At 69.8% G+C, this 16918-nt stretch carries 16 protein-coding genes, 1 tRNA gene and 2 pseudogenes; 8 read left to right on the forward strand and 11 right to left on the reverse strand.

The window, feature by feature from the left end; translation table 11 throughout:
• Nucleotides 1-55: 55 nt before the first annotated feature.
• Nucleotides 56-2335, forward strand: a complete 2280-nt coding sequence (locus ABT063_RS40050) for a heterodisulfide reductase-related iron-sulfur binding cluster (protein ID WP_351065697.1) — start codon at nucleotides 56-58, stop codon at nucleotides 2333-2335.
• A 69-nt stretch (nucleotides 2336-2404) separates the two neighbouring features.
• Here ABT063_RS40050 and ABT063_RS40055 read toward each other — a convergent pair whose 3' ends face one another.
• Nucleotides 2405-2788: a DUF6223 family protein gene (locus ABT063_RS40055; protein WP_351065699.1), complete on the reverse strand. Its 384-nt coding sequence runs from the start codon at nucleotides 2786-2788 to the stop codon at nucleotides 2405-2407.
• A gap of 242 nt (nucleotides 2789-3030) precedes the next feature.
• On the opposite strand from ABT063_RS40055, the gene ABT063_RS40060 reads away from it, so the two are divergent.
• On the forward strand, nucleotides 3031-4239 hold the full coding sequence (locus tag ABT063_RS40060) for a sensor histidine kinase (RefSeq protein WP_351065701.1): 1209 nt from the start codon (nucleotides 3031-3033) through the stop codon (nucleotides 4237-4239).
• A gap of 5 nt (nucleotides 4240-4244) precedes the next feature.
• On the forward strand, nucleotides 4245-4910 hold the full coding sequence (locus tag ABT063_RS40065; RefSeq protein ID WP_351065768.1) for a response regulator: 666 nt from the start codon (nucleotides 4245-4247) through the stop codon (nucleotides 4908-4910).
• 88 nt (nucleotides 4911-4998) lie between these two features.
• On the opposite strand, the gene ABT063_RS40070 is transcribed toward ABT063_RS40065, so the two are convergent.
• Nucleotides 4999-5637: a TetR/AcrR family transcriptional regulator gene (locus ABT063_RS40070; RefSeq protein WP_351065703.1), complete on the reverse strand. Its 639-nt coding sequence runs from the start codon at nucleotides 5635-5637 to the stop codon at nucleotides 4999-5001.
• A gap of 75 nt (nucleotides 5638-5712) precedes the next feature.
• Here ABT063_RS40070 and ABT063_RS40075 point away from each other — a divergent pair, with 75 nt between their 5' ends.
• The 3 genes from ABT063_RS40075 (at nucleotide 5713) to ABT063_RS40085 (ending at nucleotide 9237) form a co-directional block, all read left to right on the forward strand.
• Nucleotides 5713-6546, forward strand: coding sequence for a class I SAM-dependent methyltransferase (locus tag ABT063_RS40075; RefSeq protein WP_351065705.1), 834 nt, complete (start codon nucleotides 5713-5715; stop codon nucleotides 6544-6546).
• Between the two features lie 180 nt (nucleotides 6547-6726).
• Nucleotides 6727-8202, forward strand: coding sequence for an FG-GAP-like repeat-containing protein (locus ABT063_RS40080; RefSeq protein WP_351065707.1), 1476 nt, complete (start codon nucleotides 6727-6729; stop codon nucleotides 8200-8202).
• A 51-nt stretch (nucleotides 8203-8253) separates the two neighbouring features.
• The gene (locus tag ABT063_RS40085) at nucleotides 8254-9237 is read left to right on the forward strand and encodes a Yip1 family protein (RefSeq protein WP_351065709.1); all 984 of its coding nucleotides are present in this window, start codon (nucleotides 8254-8256) and stop codon (nucleotides 9235-9237) included.
• Nucleotides 9238-9337: 100 nt separating this feature from the next.
• On the opposite strand, the gene ABT063_RS40090 is transcribed toward ABT063_RS40085, so the two are convergent.
• The 3 genes from ABT063_RS40090 to dcd form a co-directional block, all read right to left on the reverse strand.
• The gene (locus tag ABT063_RS40090) at nucleotides 9338-10123 is read right to left on the reverse strand and encodes a single-stranded DNA-binding protein (protein ID WP_351065711.1); all 786 of its coding nucleotides are present in this window, start codon (nucleotides 10121-10123) and stop codon (nucleotides 9338-9340) included.
• Nucleotides 10124-10259: 136 nt separating this feature from the next.
• The gene (locus ABT063_RS40095; protein ID WP_351065712.1) at nucleotides 10260-10769 is read right to left on the reverse strand and encodes a phosphoribosyltransferase; all 510 of its coding nucleotides are present in this window, start codon (nucleotides 10767-10769) and stop codon (nucleotides 10260-10262) included.
• Nucleotides 10770-10788: 19 nt separating this feature from the next.
• Nucleotides 10789-11364, reverse strand: coding sequence for a dCTP deaminase (dcd, locus tag ABT063_RS40100; RefSeq protein WP_164424640.1), 576 nt, complete (start codon nucleotides 11362-11364; stop codon nucleotides 10789-10791).
• A gap of 515 nt (nucleotides 11365-11879) precedes the next feature.
• Between dcd and ABT063_RS40105 the strand changes: the two genes are divergently transcribed.
• Nucleotides 11880-11953, forward strand: a tRNA-Gly gene (locus ABT063_RS40105).
• A 49-nt stretch (nucleotides 11954-12002) separates the two neighbouring features.
• Here ABT063_RS40105 and ABT063_RS40110 read toward each other — a convergent pair.
• The 6 genes and pseudogenes from ABT063_RS40110 to ABT063_RS40135 all read right to left on the reverse strand — a co-directional run bounded on the left by ABT063_RS40110 (nucleotide 12003) and on the right by ABT063_RS40135 (nucleotide 16106).
• A complete protein-coding gene (locus ABT063_RS40110) occupies nucleotides 12003-13073 on the reverse strand; it encodes a site-specific integrase (RefSeq protein ID WP_351065714.1) in 1071 nt (356 codons plus the stop codon).
• On the reverse strand, nucleotides 13073-13285 hold the full coding sequence (locus ABT063_RS40115; protein ID WP_351065716.1) for an excisionase family DNA-binding protein: 213 nt from the start codon (nucleotides 13283-13285) through the stop codon (nucleotides 13073-13075). The genes ABT063_RS40110 and ABT063_RS40115 overlap by 1 nt, the downstream gene beginning before the upstream one ends.
• A pseudogene (locus ABT063_RS40120) lies at nucleotides 13282-13932 on the reverse strand (replication initiator); the annotation flags it as partial. The gene ABT063_RS40115 and the pseudogene ABT063_RS40120, both read right to left, overlap by 4 nt.
• Nucleotides 13933-14029: 97 nt before the next feature.
• Nucleotides 14030-14227 (reverse strand): annotated as a pseudogene (locus ABT063_RS40125) (sigma factor); the annotation flags it as partial.
• 194 nt (nucleotides 14228-14421) lie between these two features.
• Nucleotides 14422-15312 (reverse strand): helix-turn-helix domain-containing protein, encoded by an 891-nt coding sequence (locus tag ABT063_RS40130; RefSeq protein ID WP_351065717.1) that lies wholly within the window; start codon nucleotides 15310-15312, stop codon nucleotides 14422-14424.
• Entirely contained in the window at nucleotides 15309-16106 is a 798-nt protein-coding gene (locus ABT063_RS40135) for a peptidoglycan-binding protein (protein ID WP_351065719.1), read from the reverse strand. Before ABT063_RS40135 ends, ABT063_RS40130 begins: the two co-directional genes overlap by 4 nt.
• Nucleotides 16107-16430: 324 nt before the next feature.
• Between ABT063_RS40135 and ABT063_RS40140 the strand changes: the two genes are divergently transcribed.
• Nucleotides 16431-16892, forward strand: a complete 462-nt coding sequence (locus ABT063_RS40140; RefSeq protein WP_351065721.1) for a hypothetical protein — start codon at nucleotides 16431-16433, stop codon at nucleotides 16890-16892.
• Nucleotides 16893-16918 lie beyond the last annotated feature (26 nt).

Below are 16918 nucleotides of genomic sequence, written 5' to 3' on the forward strand. Positions count from 1 at the left end.
GTAATACCGCTTGGTACTCTCGAAGACCCCCCTCGCAGGCCCGAGGAGCCCCGAAATGCAACTCGCCGCGATCATCGTGTCGCTGGTGCTGACCGTGGTCGGCGTTGCGCTGCTTGCACGCGCCATCGGCCAGTTCGTCCGGTACTTCAAACTGGGCCAGCCCGTGCCCGCCGGCAGCCGGACCGACAACCCCTATTCGCGCAGTGTGACGCTGGTGCGGGAGTTCCTCGGCCACACGCGGATGAACCGCTGGGGCATCGTCGGCTTCGCCCACTGGTTCGTGGCGATCGGCTTCCTGACGCTGCCGCCGACCATCATCACCGCCTACGGCCAGCTCTTCCAGGCCGACTGGACGCTCCCGGTGATCGGCGGCTTCCTGCCGTACGAGCTGTACATCGAGTTCATCGCCGCGATGACGACCATCGGCATCGCGGTCCTGATGGTCATCCGCCTGCTGAACCTGCCCTCGCGGCCCGGCCGCAAGTCGCGGTTCGCGGGCTCGAAGATGGGCCAGGCGTACTTCGTCGAGTACGTCATCCTCACCATCGGCCTGGCCATCTACGTACTGCGCGGCCTGGAGGGCGCGCTGCACCACGTGGAGCACTACGAGGCCGCGTACTTCGCCTCGTACCCGCTGGTCCTGGCCTTCAAGGGCCTGAGCGTCGGCGCGCTGCAGAACCTCGTCTACCTCTTCGCGATGATCAAGCTGGGCACGACCATGATCTGGATGATCACGGTCTCGCTCAACACGAACATGGGTGTGGCCTGGCACCGCTTCCTGGCGTTCCCGAACATCTGGTTCAAGCGCGAGGCGACCGGTGAGACGGCCCTCGGCGCCCTGCAGCCCATGACGTCCGCCGGCAAGCCGATCGACTTCACCGACCCGGGCGAGGACGACGTCTTCGGTGTCTCCCAGGTCGAGCAGTTCTCCTGGAAGGGCCTGCTGGACTTCTCCACCTGCACCGAGTGCGGGCGTTGCCAGTCGCAGTGCCCGGCCTGGAACACGGGCAAGCCGCTCTCTCCGAAGCTGCTGATCATGTCGCTGCGGGACCACGCGCACGCCAAGGCGCCGTACCTGCTGGCCGGTGGCGGCAAGACGATGGAGGGCGAGGAGAAGGCGTCCAAGGAGCAGCTGGCGGGCGTGCCCGCGTCGGCCCTCGCCGAGGCCGAGCGCCCGCTGATCGGCACCGCCGAGGAGAACGGCGTCATCGACCCGGACGTCCTGTGGTCCTGCACCACCTGCGGCGCCTGCGTCGAGCAGTGCCCGGTGGACATCGAGCACGTCGACCACATCGTCGACATGCGCCGCTACCAGGTGATGATCGAGTCCAGCTTCCCCTCCGAGGCGGGCACGATGCTCAAGAACCTGGAGAAGAAGGGCAACCCCTGGGGCCTGGCCAAGAAGCAGCGCCTGGAGTGGACGAAGGAAGTCGACTTCGAGGTGCCGGTCGTCGGCAAGGACATCGAGGACCTGTCCGAGGTCGAGTACCTGTACTGGGTGGGCTGCGCGGGCGCCCTGGAGGACCGCGCCAAGAAGACCACGAAGGCCTTCGCGGAGCTGCTGCACATGGCGGACGTCAAGTTCGCGATCATGGGCGGCGACGAGAAGTGCACGGGTGACTCGGCGCGGCGGCTCGGCAACGAGCCCCTGTTCCAGGAACTCGGCATGGAGAACGTGGCCGCGCTGAACATGGCGTTCGGGGAAGACGACGAGGACGAGTCCACTCGTAAGCCGAAGTCGGCCAAGAAGATCGTCGCGACCTGCCCGCACTGCCTCAACACGCTCGGCAACGAGTACCCGCAGCTCGGCGGCGACTACGAGGTCATCCACCACACCCAGCTGCTCCAGCACCTGGTGGACGAGGGCAAGCTGGTCCCGGTGACGCCCGTCGAGGGCCTCATCACGTACCACGACCCCTGCTACCTGGGCCGCCACAACAAGATCTACACGCCCCCGCGCGAGATCATCGCGGGCGTCCCCGGCCTGCGGAACGAGGAGATGCACCGCCACAAGGAGCGCGGCTTCTGCTGCGGCGCGGGCGGCGCGCGGATGTGGATGGAGGAGCGGATCGGCAAGCGCATCAACAACGAGCGCGTGGACGAGGCCCTGTCGCTGAACCCCGACATCGTCTCGACGGCCTGCCCCTTCTGCCTCGTCATGCTGACCGACTCCGTCAACGGCAAGAAGAACGACGGCAAGGCCAAGGAGTCCATCCAGGTGGTCGACGTGGCTCAGCTGCTGCTGGAGTCCGTCAAGACGCCGGTCACGGACGACGAGCCTCCGGCGGGCGAGACGGACGCGGAGAGCGCGCCGGAGCCGCAGCCGGTGAAGTAGGCGTTACGGCTGTCCCGACGCCCTCAGGTTCTGCCCGAGCCTGGGGGCGTCGTCGTTTCCGACGAGTCTTCAGCCGGTCAGCCTGTCAGCCTGCGCGGTGGGTGCGACGGGTGCGGCGCTGCGGCGAGAGCGGGCCAGAGCCAGCCCTCCGAGGACCATGGCGATCAGCCCCACCACCAGGGCGACAATGCCCCCGCCCAGCCCGTTGCCGGTGCCGAGACCACCGTCGGCGGTGGCCACGACCAGCCCACCGAGGGCCAGGGCGATCAGCCCCGCCGCCAGGGCCACGACGGTTCCGAGTCGCCCGGAGCCGGTGCCGAAGCGGCCGGCGGGGCGGGCCAGAGCCAGCCCTCCGACGACCACGCCGATCAGCCCCAGTACGGCGGCCGCACTGGCCCCGAGTCGTCCGGCGCTCATGGCGTAGACACTGGCGGCGACCGATGTTGGGCTCATGTCCCTCTCCTCTTTCGTGCGTCGCGTTCCCGTTTTGGATTCCGGGGTCTGGCTGTCGCCCGATCATGTCGCCGGGCGCACCCGCCGGTCCTCCCGCAGACGCAGGCACTTCACGCTGCCGCCGATGGCACACCCGGCTGCCGCGGATGCCGCAGGCGCCGCGGAGGTACCGCGGGCGCGGTAGTCGGCCGCTCGTCCGCGAGCGGGACTCGCCCGCGGCGGCATCCGGCTACGGTGCGCGCATGAGCACAGGACTGTCCGGAGTCCCGGCCGGGGTCAGAGACTGGGCGATCGCCGTCGGCGTGGCGGCGACGCTGCTGGTCACCGGGCTGTCCGGGCAGCACTCCAGCACGAACCTCGACCTGGTCGGCTACGCGCTCCTGGTAGCCGGCGGCTTGACGCTGGCCGCGCGCCGCCGGGCCCCGGTTCCCGTCCTGGCCGCCACCGGGCTGTGCGCGGTGGGTTACCAGGCGGCCGGGTTCGACGTGCCCGCCGTCGCTTACCTCTTCGCGGTCTACGCCGCCGTACGAGCGGGACACCGCACCCTCACCATCGCGGCGTCCGTGGCCATGCTGGCCGCTCTCCCCCTCGCGGCCCTGGTCTCGGGCCCGCACGACACGAGCGAGGCGTTCGCGCAGGCCCGAGGCGCCCTCGAGCTGGCCTGGCTGATCGCGGCCGGCGCCGCGGGTGAGGCGCTGCGGCAGGCCGAGCGACGGGCGGACGAAGCGGAGCGCACCCGGGAGGAGAACGCGCGGCGCCGCGCCGACGAGGAGCGGCTGCACATCGCGCGGGAGCTGCACGACTCGCTCACCCACCAGATCTCGATCATCAAGGTGCAGGCCGAAGTCGCCGTCCACGTGGCCCGCAAGCGCGGCGAGCAGGTGCCGGAGGCCCTGCTGGCGATCCAGCAGGCCGGACGGGAGGCGACCCGGGAGCTGCGCGCGACCCTGGGGGCGCTGCGCGACGACGACACGACCCCGCCGCGAGGGCTCGACCACGTCCCGGAACTGGTGGAACGGGCCCGTGCCATCGGCCTGGACGCGACGCTGACGATCGAGGGGCAACGACACGACGTGCCGGCCGCGGTGGACCGTACCGCCTACCGGATCGTCCAGGAGTCGCTCACCAACATCGCCCGGCACGCGGACGCCGCCACGGCATCGGTCCGTATCGACTGCCGTCCGGACGCCCTCGCGATACGGGTCGACGACGACGGCAGGGCCACACCGGACACCGCCCCGGTACCCGGCGTCGGCCTGCTCGGAATGCGCGAACGCATCACCGCCCTCGGCGGTCGCCTGAGCGCGGAACCGCGCGGCGAGGGCGGCTTCACCGTCCAGGCCGAACTCCCTGTGGACCGAGCGGACCGAGTGGACCGAGCGGACCGAGTGGACCAGGTGGACCAGGTGGACCAGGTGGACCAGGTGGACCAGGTGGACCAGACATCATGATCCGTATGATCCGCGTCCTGCTGGTCGACGACCAGCCGCTCCTGCGCAGCGGATTCCGCGCGCTCCTCGACCTCGAAGACGACATCGAGGTGGTGGCCGAGGCCGGCGACGGGGAGGAGGGCCTGGCCCTCACCAAGGAACACCTGCCCGACATCGTGCTCATCGACATCCGGATGCCGGTCATCGACGGCATCGAGGCGACCCGGCGCATCGCCGCCGACCCCGCCCTGGCCGGGGTGCACGTCGTCATCCTGACCAACTACGGCTTCGACGAATACGTCTTCGACGCGCTGCGCGCCGGCGCCGCCGGATTCCTGGTCAAGGACATCGTGCCGGAGGACTTCCTCCACGCCGTACGCGTCGCCGCACGCGGTGACGCCCTGCTCGCCCCGTCGATCACCCGCAAGCTGATCAACCGCTACGTCACCCAGCCGCTCCACACCGGTGCCGGTACGGGGCTGGAGGAGCTGACCAACCGCGAACGCGAGGCCGTAGCCCTGGTGGCACAGGGCCTCTCCAACGACCAGATCGCCGACGCCATGGTGATCAGCCCGACGACCGCCAAGACCCACATCAACCGAGCCATGACCAAACTCCACGCCCGCGACCGCGCCCAACTGGTGGTCCTCGCCTACGAATCGGGCCTGGTGGCCCCGCACAGACCGGGGTGACCGGGAAGCCACCGATCGGCAGGTCTGTTCCACCGGCCCGACCGCGTGACCTGGGTTTTCCCTGGCGAGGGTGGAACAGATCTGCCAATCACCGGTCCGGCGAACGGGGTTGGGGGGCGTCGGCGTGCGCGCGACCGTCACCGGGCAGCGCCCCACCCACGACCGCACTCACCACCCTGCGCACGGCCCCCGCGTCCGGCGGGCCGCTCCCCCGGTCGGCGAACAGCAGGTGTACGGCCCCGATGAGAGTGGGGGCGAGTGTCTCGACGTCGGCGTCCGCAGCGAGGCGCCCAAGGTCGCGTTCGGCGGCCAGGTACGCGGCGACCATGGTCGTCGCCTCCGTCAGCAGCGGGACGCCGGTCGAGCCGGCCGCGCGCAGTCGCGCCCGCAGGTCGTCCCGGAAGATGACGAGGCCGACGATCGACACGGCGACCGCGTCGAACAGCTCCGTCAGCGCGGTGGCGAGGTTGCCGACGACGGTCCCGTTGCCTGCCGCCGCGCGCAGGGCCGCGGACCGGCCGTCCAGCCGGGCTATGCGGTCCAGCACGAGCTCCGCGAGGAAGGCGTCGAAGTCGGCGAAGTGCCGGTGCAGGACACCCTTGGCGCAGCCCGCCTCCGTGGTGACCGCCCGGCTGGTGAGCGCGTGCGGGCCGTCGCGGAGCAGGATCCGCTCGGCCGCGTCGAACAACTGCCGGCGCGCGTCGCGCATGGCCACCCCTGTCGGCATACCGCACGTCTCCCTTCGCGAGTGGGCGTGCGCCCAGTATTGACGAATGGGCGAGCGCCCGCTCATAGTGGGCGCATGCCCACTCCAGCGGCGTCGACCCCGGAACAGCCCTACCAGGCCCGTCACACCGCCGAGTCCTTCGGCACGGACGCCGAACGCTACGACCGCGCCCGGCCTCGTTATCCCGACGCCCTGGTGAACCGGGTCACCGAGAGCGCCCCTGGACCGGACATCCTCGACGTCGGCTGCGGCACCGGCATCGCCGCCCGGCAGTTCCAGGCGGCCGGCTGCCGTGTCCTCGGCGTCGAACCCGACGCGCGGATGGCCGAGCTCGCACGGCAGCTCGGCGTCGGCATCGACGTCGACGTGGCGACGTTCGAGGAATGGGACCCGGACGGGAGGGAGTTCGACGCTGTTGTCGCCGGGACGGCCTGGCACTGGATCGACCCGGTCGCCGGGGCGGCCAAGGCCGCGCGAGTACTGCGGCCGGGCGGGCTGCTGGCACCCTTCTGGCACGTCTTCCAACTGCCGCCGCACCTGGCGGAAGCCGTCGCCGACGTCTGCGAACGGGTCGTCCCGGATGCCCCGTTCGACTTCCGGGCCCTGGCGGCCAGGCCCGCCCTCGACACATCCCAGACCCTGTTCGACAAGGCCGCCGACGGCATCCGGGCCGCCACAGGCGGGTTCGGCGAACCGGAGCAGTGGCAGTACGACTGGGAGCGCACCTACACCCGCGACGAGTGGCTCGACCAGATGCCCACCCAGGGCGCCTTCACCCGCCTCCCGCCGGACCGGCTGGCGCAGATCCTGGACGGCGTCGGCGCGGCCGTCGACGCGATGGGCGGCAGCTTCACGATGCCGTACGCGACCGTGGCGATCGCCGCGACGCGCACCACCAGCCGCTGGTGACCCACGCCGCCTCCGAGATTTACCGAACTCCCGTACAACCCTTCCCCACCAGCACAGGTCTCCTGATCGCCGACCGGCCCGTGTACCCGAGGACAACTCCCGGCGAACACGGGCAGTCCGGCACCCCATCGACTGCGGATGCCCGCCAGGCATCCCCCGCATGCCGCAGGAGAACCCCGCATGCACAAGCACTTCAGACGCGCCCTCGCCACAGCCACCGCCGCCGCGCTCACCGGAGGCCTGCTCACGCTCGCCACGGGCGCACCGGCGACGGCCGCGGACTCCACCACCGTCCCGCAGGCCGACTTCAACGGCGACGGCAAGGGCGACGTGGCCTTCTCCGCCTCCGGCGCTTACGTCGGCGGCAAGAAGGCCGCCGGGCAGGTCGTCGCCCTCTACGGCACCACCACCGGCGTGTCCTCCGCCAAGCGCGCCACGATCAGCCAGAACACCACCGGCACGCCCGGTGCGGCCGAGACGAACGACTACTTCGGCAACGACACCGCGTACGCCGACTTCAACGGCGACGGCTACGACGACCTCGCCGTCGGCTCCCCCGGCGAGGACGTCGGAGGCGACGTCGACGGCGGCGGCCTCGCCATCCTGTGGGGCTCGGCCTCCGGCATCACCGGCAAGGGCGTCACCGTCGCCGACCCCGCCCGCTCCGGGCACGACTTCTGGGGCGCGCACCTCGCCGCCGGCGACTTCGACGGCGACGGCAAGGCCGACCTGGCCGTCGGCAGCTCCACCGCCACCATCTACGTCCTCAAGGGCGGCATCAACTCCTCCGGCACACCCGGCGGCCGCTACACGATCAAGCCCGCCATCCAGGGCACCGACGGGAACGGCCCGCTGAACCTGACCGCCGGCGACGTCACCGGCGACGGCCGCACCGACCTCGTGGTCGACGGCTACGAGACGGCCACCGACTACGGCTGGAACCGCAACTACTTCATCCCCGGCACCGCGAGCGGCCTGAGCGTCGCCTCCGCCAAGGCCCTCAAGCCCGGCGTGATCACCGCGATCGGCGACATCGACGCCGACGGCTACGGCGACATCGTCAGCGGCGCCTACTGGAACACCACCACCAGCGACGGCACGGCCATCCCGGACTCCGCCAAGGGCGGCAAGGTCTGGGTGACGTACGGCTCGGCGAGCGGTCCGGGCACGGTCACCGGCATCACCCAGGACACCGGCAGCGTCCCCGGCGCCTCCGAGGGCAACGACTACTTCGGCTACGAGCTCGACCTCGGCGACATCAACGGCGACAAGTACCTCGACCTCGCCGTCGGCGTGGCCGGCGAGAACATCGGCAGCGCGGTGGACACCGGCACGGTCACGATCCTCTACGGCACGGCGAGCGGCCTGAACACCTCCTCCGGCGCCCAGTCCTTCGCGCAGAGCACCGCGGGCGTGCCGGGCAACGACGAGAGCGACGACATGTTCGGCATGGACGTCAAGCTCGACGACGTCACCGGCGACGGCCGGGCCGACCTGATCGCCGGCTCCGGCGAGAACGCGGGCAACGGCGCGGTCACCTACCTGCCCTCCAACGGCACGAAGATCACCACCACCGGCTCCCGCACGATCTCGCCGAGCACCTCGGGTGTCTCGACGACGGGGTCGCCGTACTTCGGCGCGAACTTCGCGGACTGAGCCGTCCCGTAGGGCAGAACCCTGAGCAGCACCCATGGCTCCCCTTAGGGGATGTCACAGCTCGGCCGCAAAGCCGGGCCCGATCCGTCGGGCCCGGCACGTGGCTCTCCGGGACCAGGTACGTTCGAAGACGTGGCTGGATTCAGGATCGGACGCGGCCGGACCAACGGCGCTCCTCACGCGCGACCGCAACAACCTCCGTACGGGCAGCAGCAGGCGCCCCAGGGACCGGGACCGTCGTACGGCGGCGGCTATCCCCCGGCGCCGCAGCCGTACCCAGGGCAGCAGCAGTACGCCCCCGGGCCCGGCGGCCAGGGCGGTGGCTACGACGAGCCGGAGTACTTCGGCGACGGCGCCCCGTACCCGCAGCAGGGCGGCCCGGACCCGTATGCCGCCAACCAACCCGGCCACACCCAGGCGTTCGCCATCGGCGAGGACCCCTACAACCAGGGCGGGACCTACCGCGCGGGCTCGGCTCCCGTGGCCCCGGTCGGCCCCCGCCTGCACTGGAAGCAACTGCTGCGGGGAGTGGTCCTCTCCCCCAACCAGACGTTCCTCCAGATGCGCGACTACGCGATGTGGGGCCCGGCCCTCGTCGTGACCTTCTTCTACGGCCTGCTCGCGGTCTTCGGCTTCGACGGCGCCCGCGAGGATGCGATAAACGCCACACTCTCGAACGCGGTGCCCATCGTCCTGGTCACCGCCGTCGCGATGGTGCTGAGCTCCTTCGTCCTGGGCGTGGTCACCCACACCCTGGCCCGCCAGCTCGGCGGCGACGGCGCCTGGCAGCCCACGGTCGGCCTCTCCATGCTGATCATGTCCCTCACGGACGCCCCCCGCCTGGTCGTCGCCATGTTCTTCGGCGGCGACGCGAGCTTCGTCCAGCTCCTGGGCTGGGCGACCTGGGTGGCGGCCGGCGCCCTGCTGACCCTCATGGTCAGCCGCTCCCACGACCTGCCGTGGCCGAAGGCGCTGGGCGCTGCGGCGATCCAGCTGATCGCGCTGCTGTCGATCGTGAAGCTGGGCACGTTCTAGGCGTTTGCCGTACGACGAGAAGGGCTCCCGGCGCGAGGCCGGGAGCCCTTGCTGCGTCAGGTCTCAGAAACGCTCGCAGTACGTGGCTATCAGTACGTGGCTATTGGACGTCCACGAAGTCGCCGGCCGCGTTGACCGCCGGAGTCGTCGCCGTGCCCGCGAAGCTGTAGCGGAAGTAGCCGTCGGTGGAGGCGGTGACGGTCGTCCTGAGGTTGCCCGTCGAGTTGGACTTGATCGTCTTCACCGTGGTGTAGGTGGTGCTGCCCTTCTTGCGGAACTGCAGCTTCACCGACTGGTTCGTGTAGCCGTGGTACTTGTTGTCCTCCCAGTTGGCCCGGGAGAGCTTGCCGGTGACCGTGATGGTCCTGCCCTTCTTCACCGGCTCCGGCGAGGCGTTGACCGTCAGCTTCGAGTGGCGCTGCACCCTGAACGTGGTGGCCGCGTCCCGGTGGATGTAGTTGGAGTCATTGGCGGAGACCAGCGTGGCGAGGTTCCAGGTGGCCGCCGCGCTGTTGCCGACGAAGCCGGTCGACGCCTGCGGGTCGAACGTCAGCGTGCCCGTGCAGGTCGACGTGGTGGCGCTCGCCTTGACGCACGTGATCTCCCCGTCGTCGTACCAGATCTGCGCGTAGTTCGGCCTCGGACCGTGGGCGCTGATGTACGTGGTCTCGGCGATGCCCGAATCGTCCGACGCGGTCACGGAGACCTTGGCGGACACCACCTTGGTGGTACCGACCACGACCGGCTTGCCGCCGTTGACGACGACCTTGTCGATCGTGATGTTGCCCGAACCGCCGTCTTCCGCCTGGGCGGCGGTGGCACCGATTGCGGTGGCGACCAGCGCGACGCTGGTGCCCAGCAGGGCAAGGCGCGCGGTTGTGCGCATGTATGTCCCCCCACGGAATCTTTGATTGATCAGAGGGAGCGTACGGCGTTGGCCAACGGTTCACCACATGGTTGTTTCAACGCCTTCACAAACACCTAGCGGTGGAGGCCAGTACGGTGCGCCGAGTCTGTGCAGGTCAGAGCGCTTCCATGTTCGGCTTGGCCCCTTCCCCCGACCTGTGTACCGGAGGCAACACGCTCCATGGGAAGTTGATCCACTCGTCCGTCCGCTTCCACACGTACTCGCACTTCACGAGCGACTGCGACTTCTCGTAGATCACGGCGCTGCGCACCTCCGCCACGGCGTCGAGGCAGAAGTCGCGCACCAGCTTGAGCGTCCTGCCGGTGTCGGCGACATCGTCCGCGATGAGCACCTTCTTGTCGGTGAAGTCGATCGCGTTGGGAACGGGCGCGAGCATGACCGGCATCTCCAGGGTGGTCCCCACCCCCGTGTAGAACTCCACGTTCACCAGGTGGAGGTTCTTGCAGTCGAGGGCATAGGCGAGCCCGCCGGCCACGAAGACACCACCACGGGCGATGGAGAGCACGACGTCGGGCTCGTACCCGTCGTCGGCGACGGCCTGCGCGAGGTCGCGCACGGCGACACCGAACGCCTCGTAGGTGAGGTTCTCTCGTATGTCACTCATGTCGCGGGCTCCCCGTCCGTCACACCTGAGTCCGATGGAAATTGAGGAAGGACCGGGAGGCGGTGGGCCCCCGCTGCCCCTGGTAACGGGACCCGTACCGCTCGCTGCCGTACGGGGACTCGGCCGGCGAACTGAGCCGGAACATGCACAGCTGCCCGATCTTCATGCCGGGCCAGAGCTTGATGGGCAGGGTGGCGAGGTTGGACAGCTCGAGGGTCACGTGCCCGGAGAACCCGGGGTCGATGAACCCGGCGGTGGAGTGGGTGACGAGCCCGAGCCGCCCGAGCGAACTCTTGCCCTCCAGCCGCGAAGCGAGATCATCGGGAAGCGTGATGACCTCGTAGGTACTGGCGAGGACGAACTCCCCGGGATGCAGGATGAACGGTTCGTCCCCCTCCGGCTCCACGAGCCGGGTCAGATCCACCTGCTCGACGGATGGATCGATGTGGGGGTACCGGTGGTTCTCGAACACCCGGAAATACCGATCAAGCCGTACATCGATGCTGGACGGCTGCACCATGGATTCGTCGTAGGGATCGATCCGTACCCGCCCGGCGTCGATCTCGGCCCGGATGTCCTTGTCTGAGAGAAGCACGCCCCGAGGATACGCAAGGCGCGCGGACCGGCCACAACCGGACGACCGCGCGCCTGTGCTTCTCCTACTGCTGCCTGCTCCCTTACCGCTTCTCCAGGCTCACCGGCACCGCACTGCGGAGCCGGGCACACCGTGGACATCGGACGAGCCGACCGGGGCCGAGCCGCTCGGCCTGCTGCATCGGGAACGAAGCGGTGCTGAACACGTGCCCCTCGGCACAACGGACGACGGTGCGCTCCATCAAGTCGCTTAAGTCCCTTCCCCAAGAGCCGCGTCTGACTGCTGCTTGCCTGACGACAAATGCCACATTACGGGATCAAAGGAACGACTCTCCAGGCGGCACCCCGACCTATCCGGCCCCTCTCCCACCCCTCCACCGTACGCCCCAACTCCCGCCCCCCGCAGCCCCGTCACACGACCTGAAACGCCCTCGGGCCCCACGGCTTCAGCACCGGGGGCCCGACATGAGGTAAAGTAACGACGCGTTCCGACACCGGTCCCGACCGGCGTCTTACGCGGGTGTAGTTTAATGGTAGAACATCAGCTTCCCAAGCTGAGAGCGCGAGTTCGATTCTCGTCACCCGCTCCATGAAGAAGGCCCAGGTCAGAGACCTGGGCCTTTCTGCTGTCCTCGGCGATCACTCGCCGCGTGCCAGATTCGCTCCGAACGCTTCTCGGCGGTCATCCGGGCTGGAGGACTGCCCAGCCCGCACCATCGTGTCCTTCAGCGTGGCACCCGAGCGGGTCGACAGAGTGTGCCCGGTGTGCCGGAGGTCGTAGAACCGGAAGCCCTTGGGCAGGCCGACGATCTCCCGCGCCTTCCGCCACTTCCGCCCGAAGGTGCTGCGCCGGAAGGGAGCGCCTTTCTCACCGACGAATAGCAGCCCATCGGGGCCGGGCTCGGCGTAGCTCTCCAGGTGCCATCGGAGCTCCCGGCGGAGGAACGCGGGAAGGATCACAGTCCGAGTTCCGGCCTCAGACTTGGTGTCCCCCTGTACGCGTCGCCCGTTCATCCGCTCCGGCTCGGCAAGGCCGACACGGATGCGCAGGTTGTCGAGGTCGACGTCCCGGCGGCGGAGGCCGGCCAGCTCTTCCGGCCGCATCGGACCGTACGCGCCGAGGTAGACCATCAGGCGCCACCGTATCCCCACCGCGTTGGCGAGCCCATCGACCTGGGCGACCGTGGCGATGCGCCGCTCAGCCGTCTTCTCCTTACCGGCGCCCTTGATCCGGCACAGGTTGCGCTGGATCAGTTCGTCATCCACGGCCGTCTCCATGATTGCCTTGAGGAGCCGGTACGCCTTGGCCGTGATCGTCTTGGCCCCTGTGATGCGCAGGCGTTCGGCCCGCCACTCGCGGACGCGCGGGGCGGTGATCTCGTCCAAGTCCAACTCGGCGAAGGCGAACAGGTGTTTGTCGAGGAGGTAGCGGTACAGGTCCTGGGTCAGTGCAGCGAGCTCTCGTTCCTCCACCCACTTGTCGGCGTAGGCACGGAAGCTCACAGCCCCGGCATCCGGGTCACGCCACTCGCCACGGCGGACCTCTGTCTGCTTTTCAGCAAGCCAGTCGTCCGCGTCAGCCGTCGTCTCGAAGGTGACGGGCGCCGGGCGCATCACGCCGTCAGGCCCCGGATAGCGCGCCTGGTACCGGCCGGACGGAAGCCGTCTGATCGCCCCGAAGCGGCGCCGCCTGCCTTTGCTGTTGGCCATCAGGCAGCCCTCCTGTAACGCGCACGGGGTCGCCTGAGCGGCTCGACGGTGCGAGACGAGATGAACTCCGCGACCGCGCTCTCGGGGATGCGGACGTGCCGACCGACCTTCACGTACCGGATGCGCCGCTCCTCGATGAGCCGCCGGGGGAAGCAGGTGGTCGTACCGAGCAGCTCGGCAACCTGGTCGACGGACAGGTAGCGGTCGTTCATGTGGTCGGCTCTCCTTCCGTTCCGGCGGCGGGTTCGAGGGATGCGGCCAGCCACTGCTCACCACTGCTGAGACCAGTTCCGGCGAAGACCCAGTGAGCGAGGACGAGCGTGGTTTCGTCGTCCTGTGGGACGGCCGGGGCGACTTGGGCGCGGCGCCAGTCGGCGCGGGCGTCGCGGAGGGCGCCGAGGGTGGTGGAGTAGCGGCGGGACTTGGTGGAGAAGTGGCCGCGGAATCCGAGCATGTGGGCCCAGGCGCGGAGCCGGAGGTCTGCCAGCTCGGGGCGTGCGCCGAGGTCCCAGGCGGTGCGGATCATGCGACGGGCATGGTCGGTGATCCGGGCCCCGGCCAGCTCGGCGAGGAACTTGATCGGCCGGTCCAGGGTGCCGGTCGCTGTCTCTGCACCCTTGGTGGCGTACTTCGCGATGTACGCGGCCACCGCCCGCTCAGTGAGCTCCTGGCCGCCCTCGAAGTCGGCCGAGCGGATCGTGCGGACGTCGAGCTGACGGCCGAAGGCAAAGGTGTGCGTCCGGCCGTCCTCGTGGCGCAGACGCTCGACGACAAAGCCGCGGATGTCGTCACGTACCGCGTCGGCATCCCACCTGGCCCTCGACAGCAGGTGCTGCAGGCCGTACGGGGTCGCGTCCCCGGCCTGCTCCGCAGGCGTCCAGCACATCTCCAGACCGCCGGTCGGAGGGCTGGCCAGGCTGGAACCGTTCCTCCGGACGTACAGGGCGACGGCCTCCGGCGCCGTTCAAGTCCAGTTCGGCCCGGCGTTCCCAGGTCCGGACGAAACCCTCCTGGACCACATCCTGCGCCTCGGCGAGGTCGCCTGTCATCGCATACAGCTGGCCGATGAGTCGGCCGACGCTCGCGGCGTAAAAGGCGTCGAACTCGTGCTCGTCCGCACCCCGGCCGCCGCGCGGTTCATCTGGTGGTCGCATGCCTCTCCTGTCACGCTGCGCCGTGCCACTTGGCTCCCTCGCATTGGCTCCCTCGAACCACAAGAAGTCAGCGACTCACGCGCAACCCCGGGCCCCGACGCCGAGCTCTTCCGACCACCACCGACGGCCTCCCCACCCGCCCACCCCCACTGAGAAATCCCGACTTCGGCATCGACACGTCCGAGGGCCGGACGCTACTCGCGAGAGCCTGACGCCACTGGAGGTGAGGGCGGCCGGGTCGTGGTGGCGGCCCCGCCCACGCGGGCCTCGAAGCACTCCCGTTCGCCGTCGGCCGACGCGGGCCGGAAGCAGGCCCGGACGGTGCTGCCGGGACGGACTTCGGCCATCTCGGTGTAGATGAAGGTTGCCGCATCGTCCTTGTTCCTGATGCGCACGCCGTGGGTCGGGCCGCCTGCCGTGACGTCCAACCGGTCGCCGATCTCGGTCCCCCAGGTCCGGGCCCAGCTCGCACCGCACTTCTTGCTGTGGCGCAGCTCGACGTGGGCGCCGGTGGCCGTGCGGTACGAGGCGAGGGTGTCGGGGCCGAGGCCGCAGATCAGGCGCATCGGGTCCCGGCCCTCGCAGGCGGCTCCGTGGCATTGGGGAGCGAGGGAGAACGGGACGGAGGCCGGCAGCGGTTCGCCCTCCTGGGCCTCCGAGTCCGGCAGCAGGAAGAACAGCAGGGCCGCAGCACCACCGACGATCATGGTGTACGCCGACGCCAGCACCACCAGGAGCCTGCTCCCGCCAAGTCTCCGCCACCCGGTCCCGGCGGGCGGTGGCGCCTCCTGAGGATGTGGCCGCGGCGACTCGTCCGTGGGAGGGGCGGGTGCGGGGGCCACCGCGCGTCCGCTCCAGTGCGACTCGGCGATCTCCCACAGGGCCAGCAGCCGCCCGTCCGGTTCGTTCGCGAGCCGGCACAGTTCCCGTACGGCCTGGCGAGGAGGCAGGCTCTTGCCGTTGAGGTAACGCTCCCACGAGGACTTGCTGTACGCCGTTCGCTCCGCCAGCGCCGCCAGGCTCAGCCCCGCACCGGCCCGCAGCTCCCGCAGCGCCGCGACCAGCCGGGTGTGTTCCGTGGTCACTGGGGCGTCGCCTCCCGTAGGGCCTGCCAGGTGGGCGGGTCGATGACTCCGTTCACGACCAGCCCGTTCCGCTTCTGCATGCGCTCGACCGCTCGCCGCGTCTTCGGGCCGAAGACGCCGTCGATGTCGCCTGGCGCGGTGCCCGCCCGGTGCAGCAGGCACTGCGCCTCGGCCACTTCGAGCCCCACGTGGGTGTTGGACAGGAGGATGCTCGTGGTCCGGCTCAGGCCCGCGTACCAGCGGCCGTCACGCTGCTCCAGCCGACAGGTGTAGATGACCGGCACCATGGATTCCGACACGGTGGCTGGGGCCGCCGCGACAGCATCGCTGCGGTCGCGCGCGAGCTGGGCACGGGCCTCGGTGAGCCGCACGGCCAGCAGGAGCGCCGCGGAGACGGACAGCGCCGTGACCACGGCTCCCGCCGTGACCGCGACGCGCAGGTGACGCCCGTACCGCTGCTTCTCCGTGGGGGTGTGTTCCGGTGTCGCGGAGAGGTCCTCGGGGGTGTCGGTGGCGACCGCCCGTCCCTCCGCCCAGCGTTGGGCGGCGATCTCGTGCATCACCAGCAGCCGGGTCGGATCGTCACCGCCGACGCGGGCCATCGCCTCGACGGCCTCCCGCGGCGGTAGAGACCTGCCGTTCAGATATCGCTGCCACGACTTCGCGCTGTACCCGGTTCTCGCGGCCAGTTGCCGCGTGCTCAGTTCGCTGCGGTCCTTAAGCCTGCGCAGTCGCACGATCAACTGGTGGACGTGTGGATGCAGTTCTGCGGGCAGTTCCTTCCATCGCGACACGCTTCCCCCCACTCGCGTTCGGGACCGCAGGCCCGGCCCCCCGTGTCCCGGTCTCATTCTGCATCAGCTGTCACGGGGATAACAGAGCGGGCACCCCGCCCCGGCGCGACCCCGCCCTGGCGTGGAATCAGCCATCCCCTCTCGTCGCGGTCCCGCCGCAGGGACTCGGCAGGTGACATCTCCGCAGGTCAGCGCGCGGGACGTCCCGGGATGAGGTCACTTCTGCGTCAGCTGTGGCCGACCATCGCGCCGACCCCGCATTCTCGTTGCGGAGCCGGCCGCTGCGGTCGGCTCCGCTCATGCCACCTCACCAGGAGTGTTCCCATGAAGCTGAACAGAAAGCTGTCGGCGACCCTGCTCACCGCCGGGCTGGCCGCGACCTTGACCCCGCTGACAGCCCCGCCCGCCGCCGCCAGCAGCATGCACGGCTGCTCGTACCCGCGCGTGTGTCTGTACGACGGCTCCTACCAGAACGGCAGCAGGTTCAGCTGGTACCAGGACACCTCCTACCAGGCCATCATCGGCGGAGGGAACCGGGTGGACGCGGTCGTCAACACCCGTAACGACGACTCCGTCTGGCTGATCGACCAGGGTGCCTCCCCGGACGCGTACCTCTGCATCCCACGGAACACCGCCGTCAACCTCGGCAATTACGCCCACCCCAACGGCGGCACCTGGGCGAACGACGCCGACGCCATCAAGATCTGGGGCGACCCCGACGACGGGAAGTGCAGCGGCACCTGGCAGGTGCAGCAGGGCCGCATCAAGGACGGCTGGCGTCCCTGACACACGCGCCCCGTCCCCTCGTGCAG

It is taken from the genome of Streptomyces sp. NPDC002838, assembly GCF_040295365.1.
Lineage (GTDB): Bacteria > Actinomycetota > Actinomycetes > Streptomycetales > Streptomycetaceae > Streptomyces.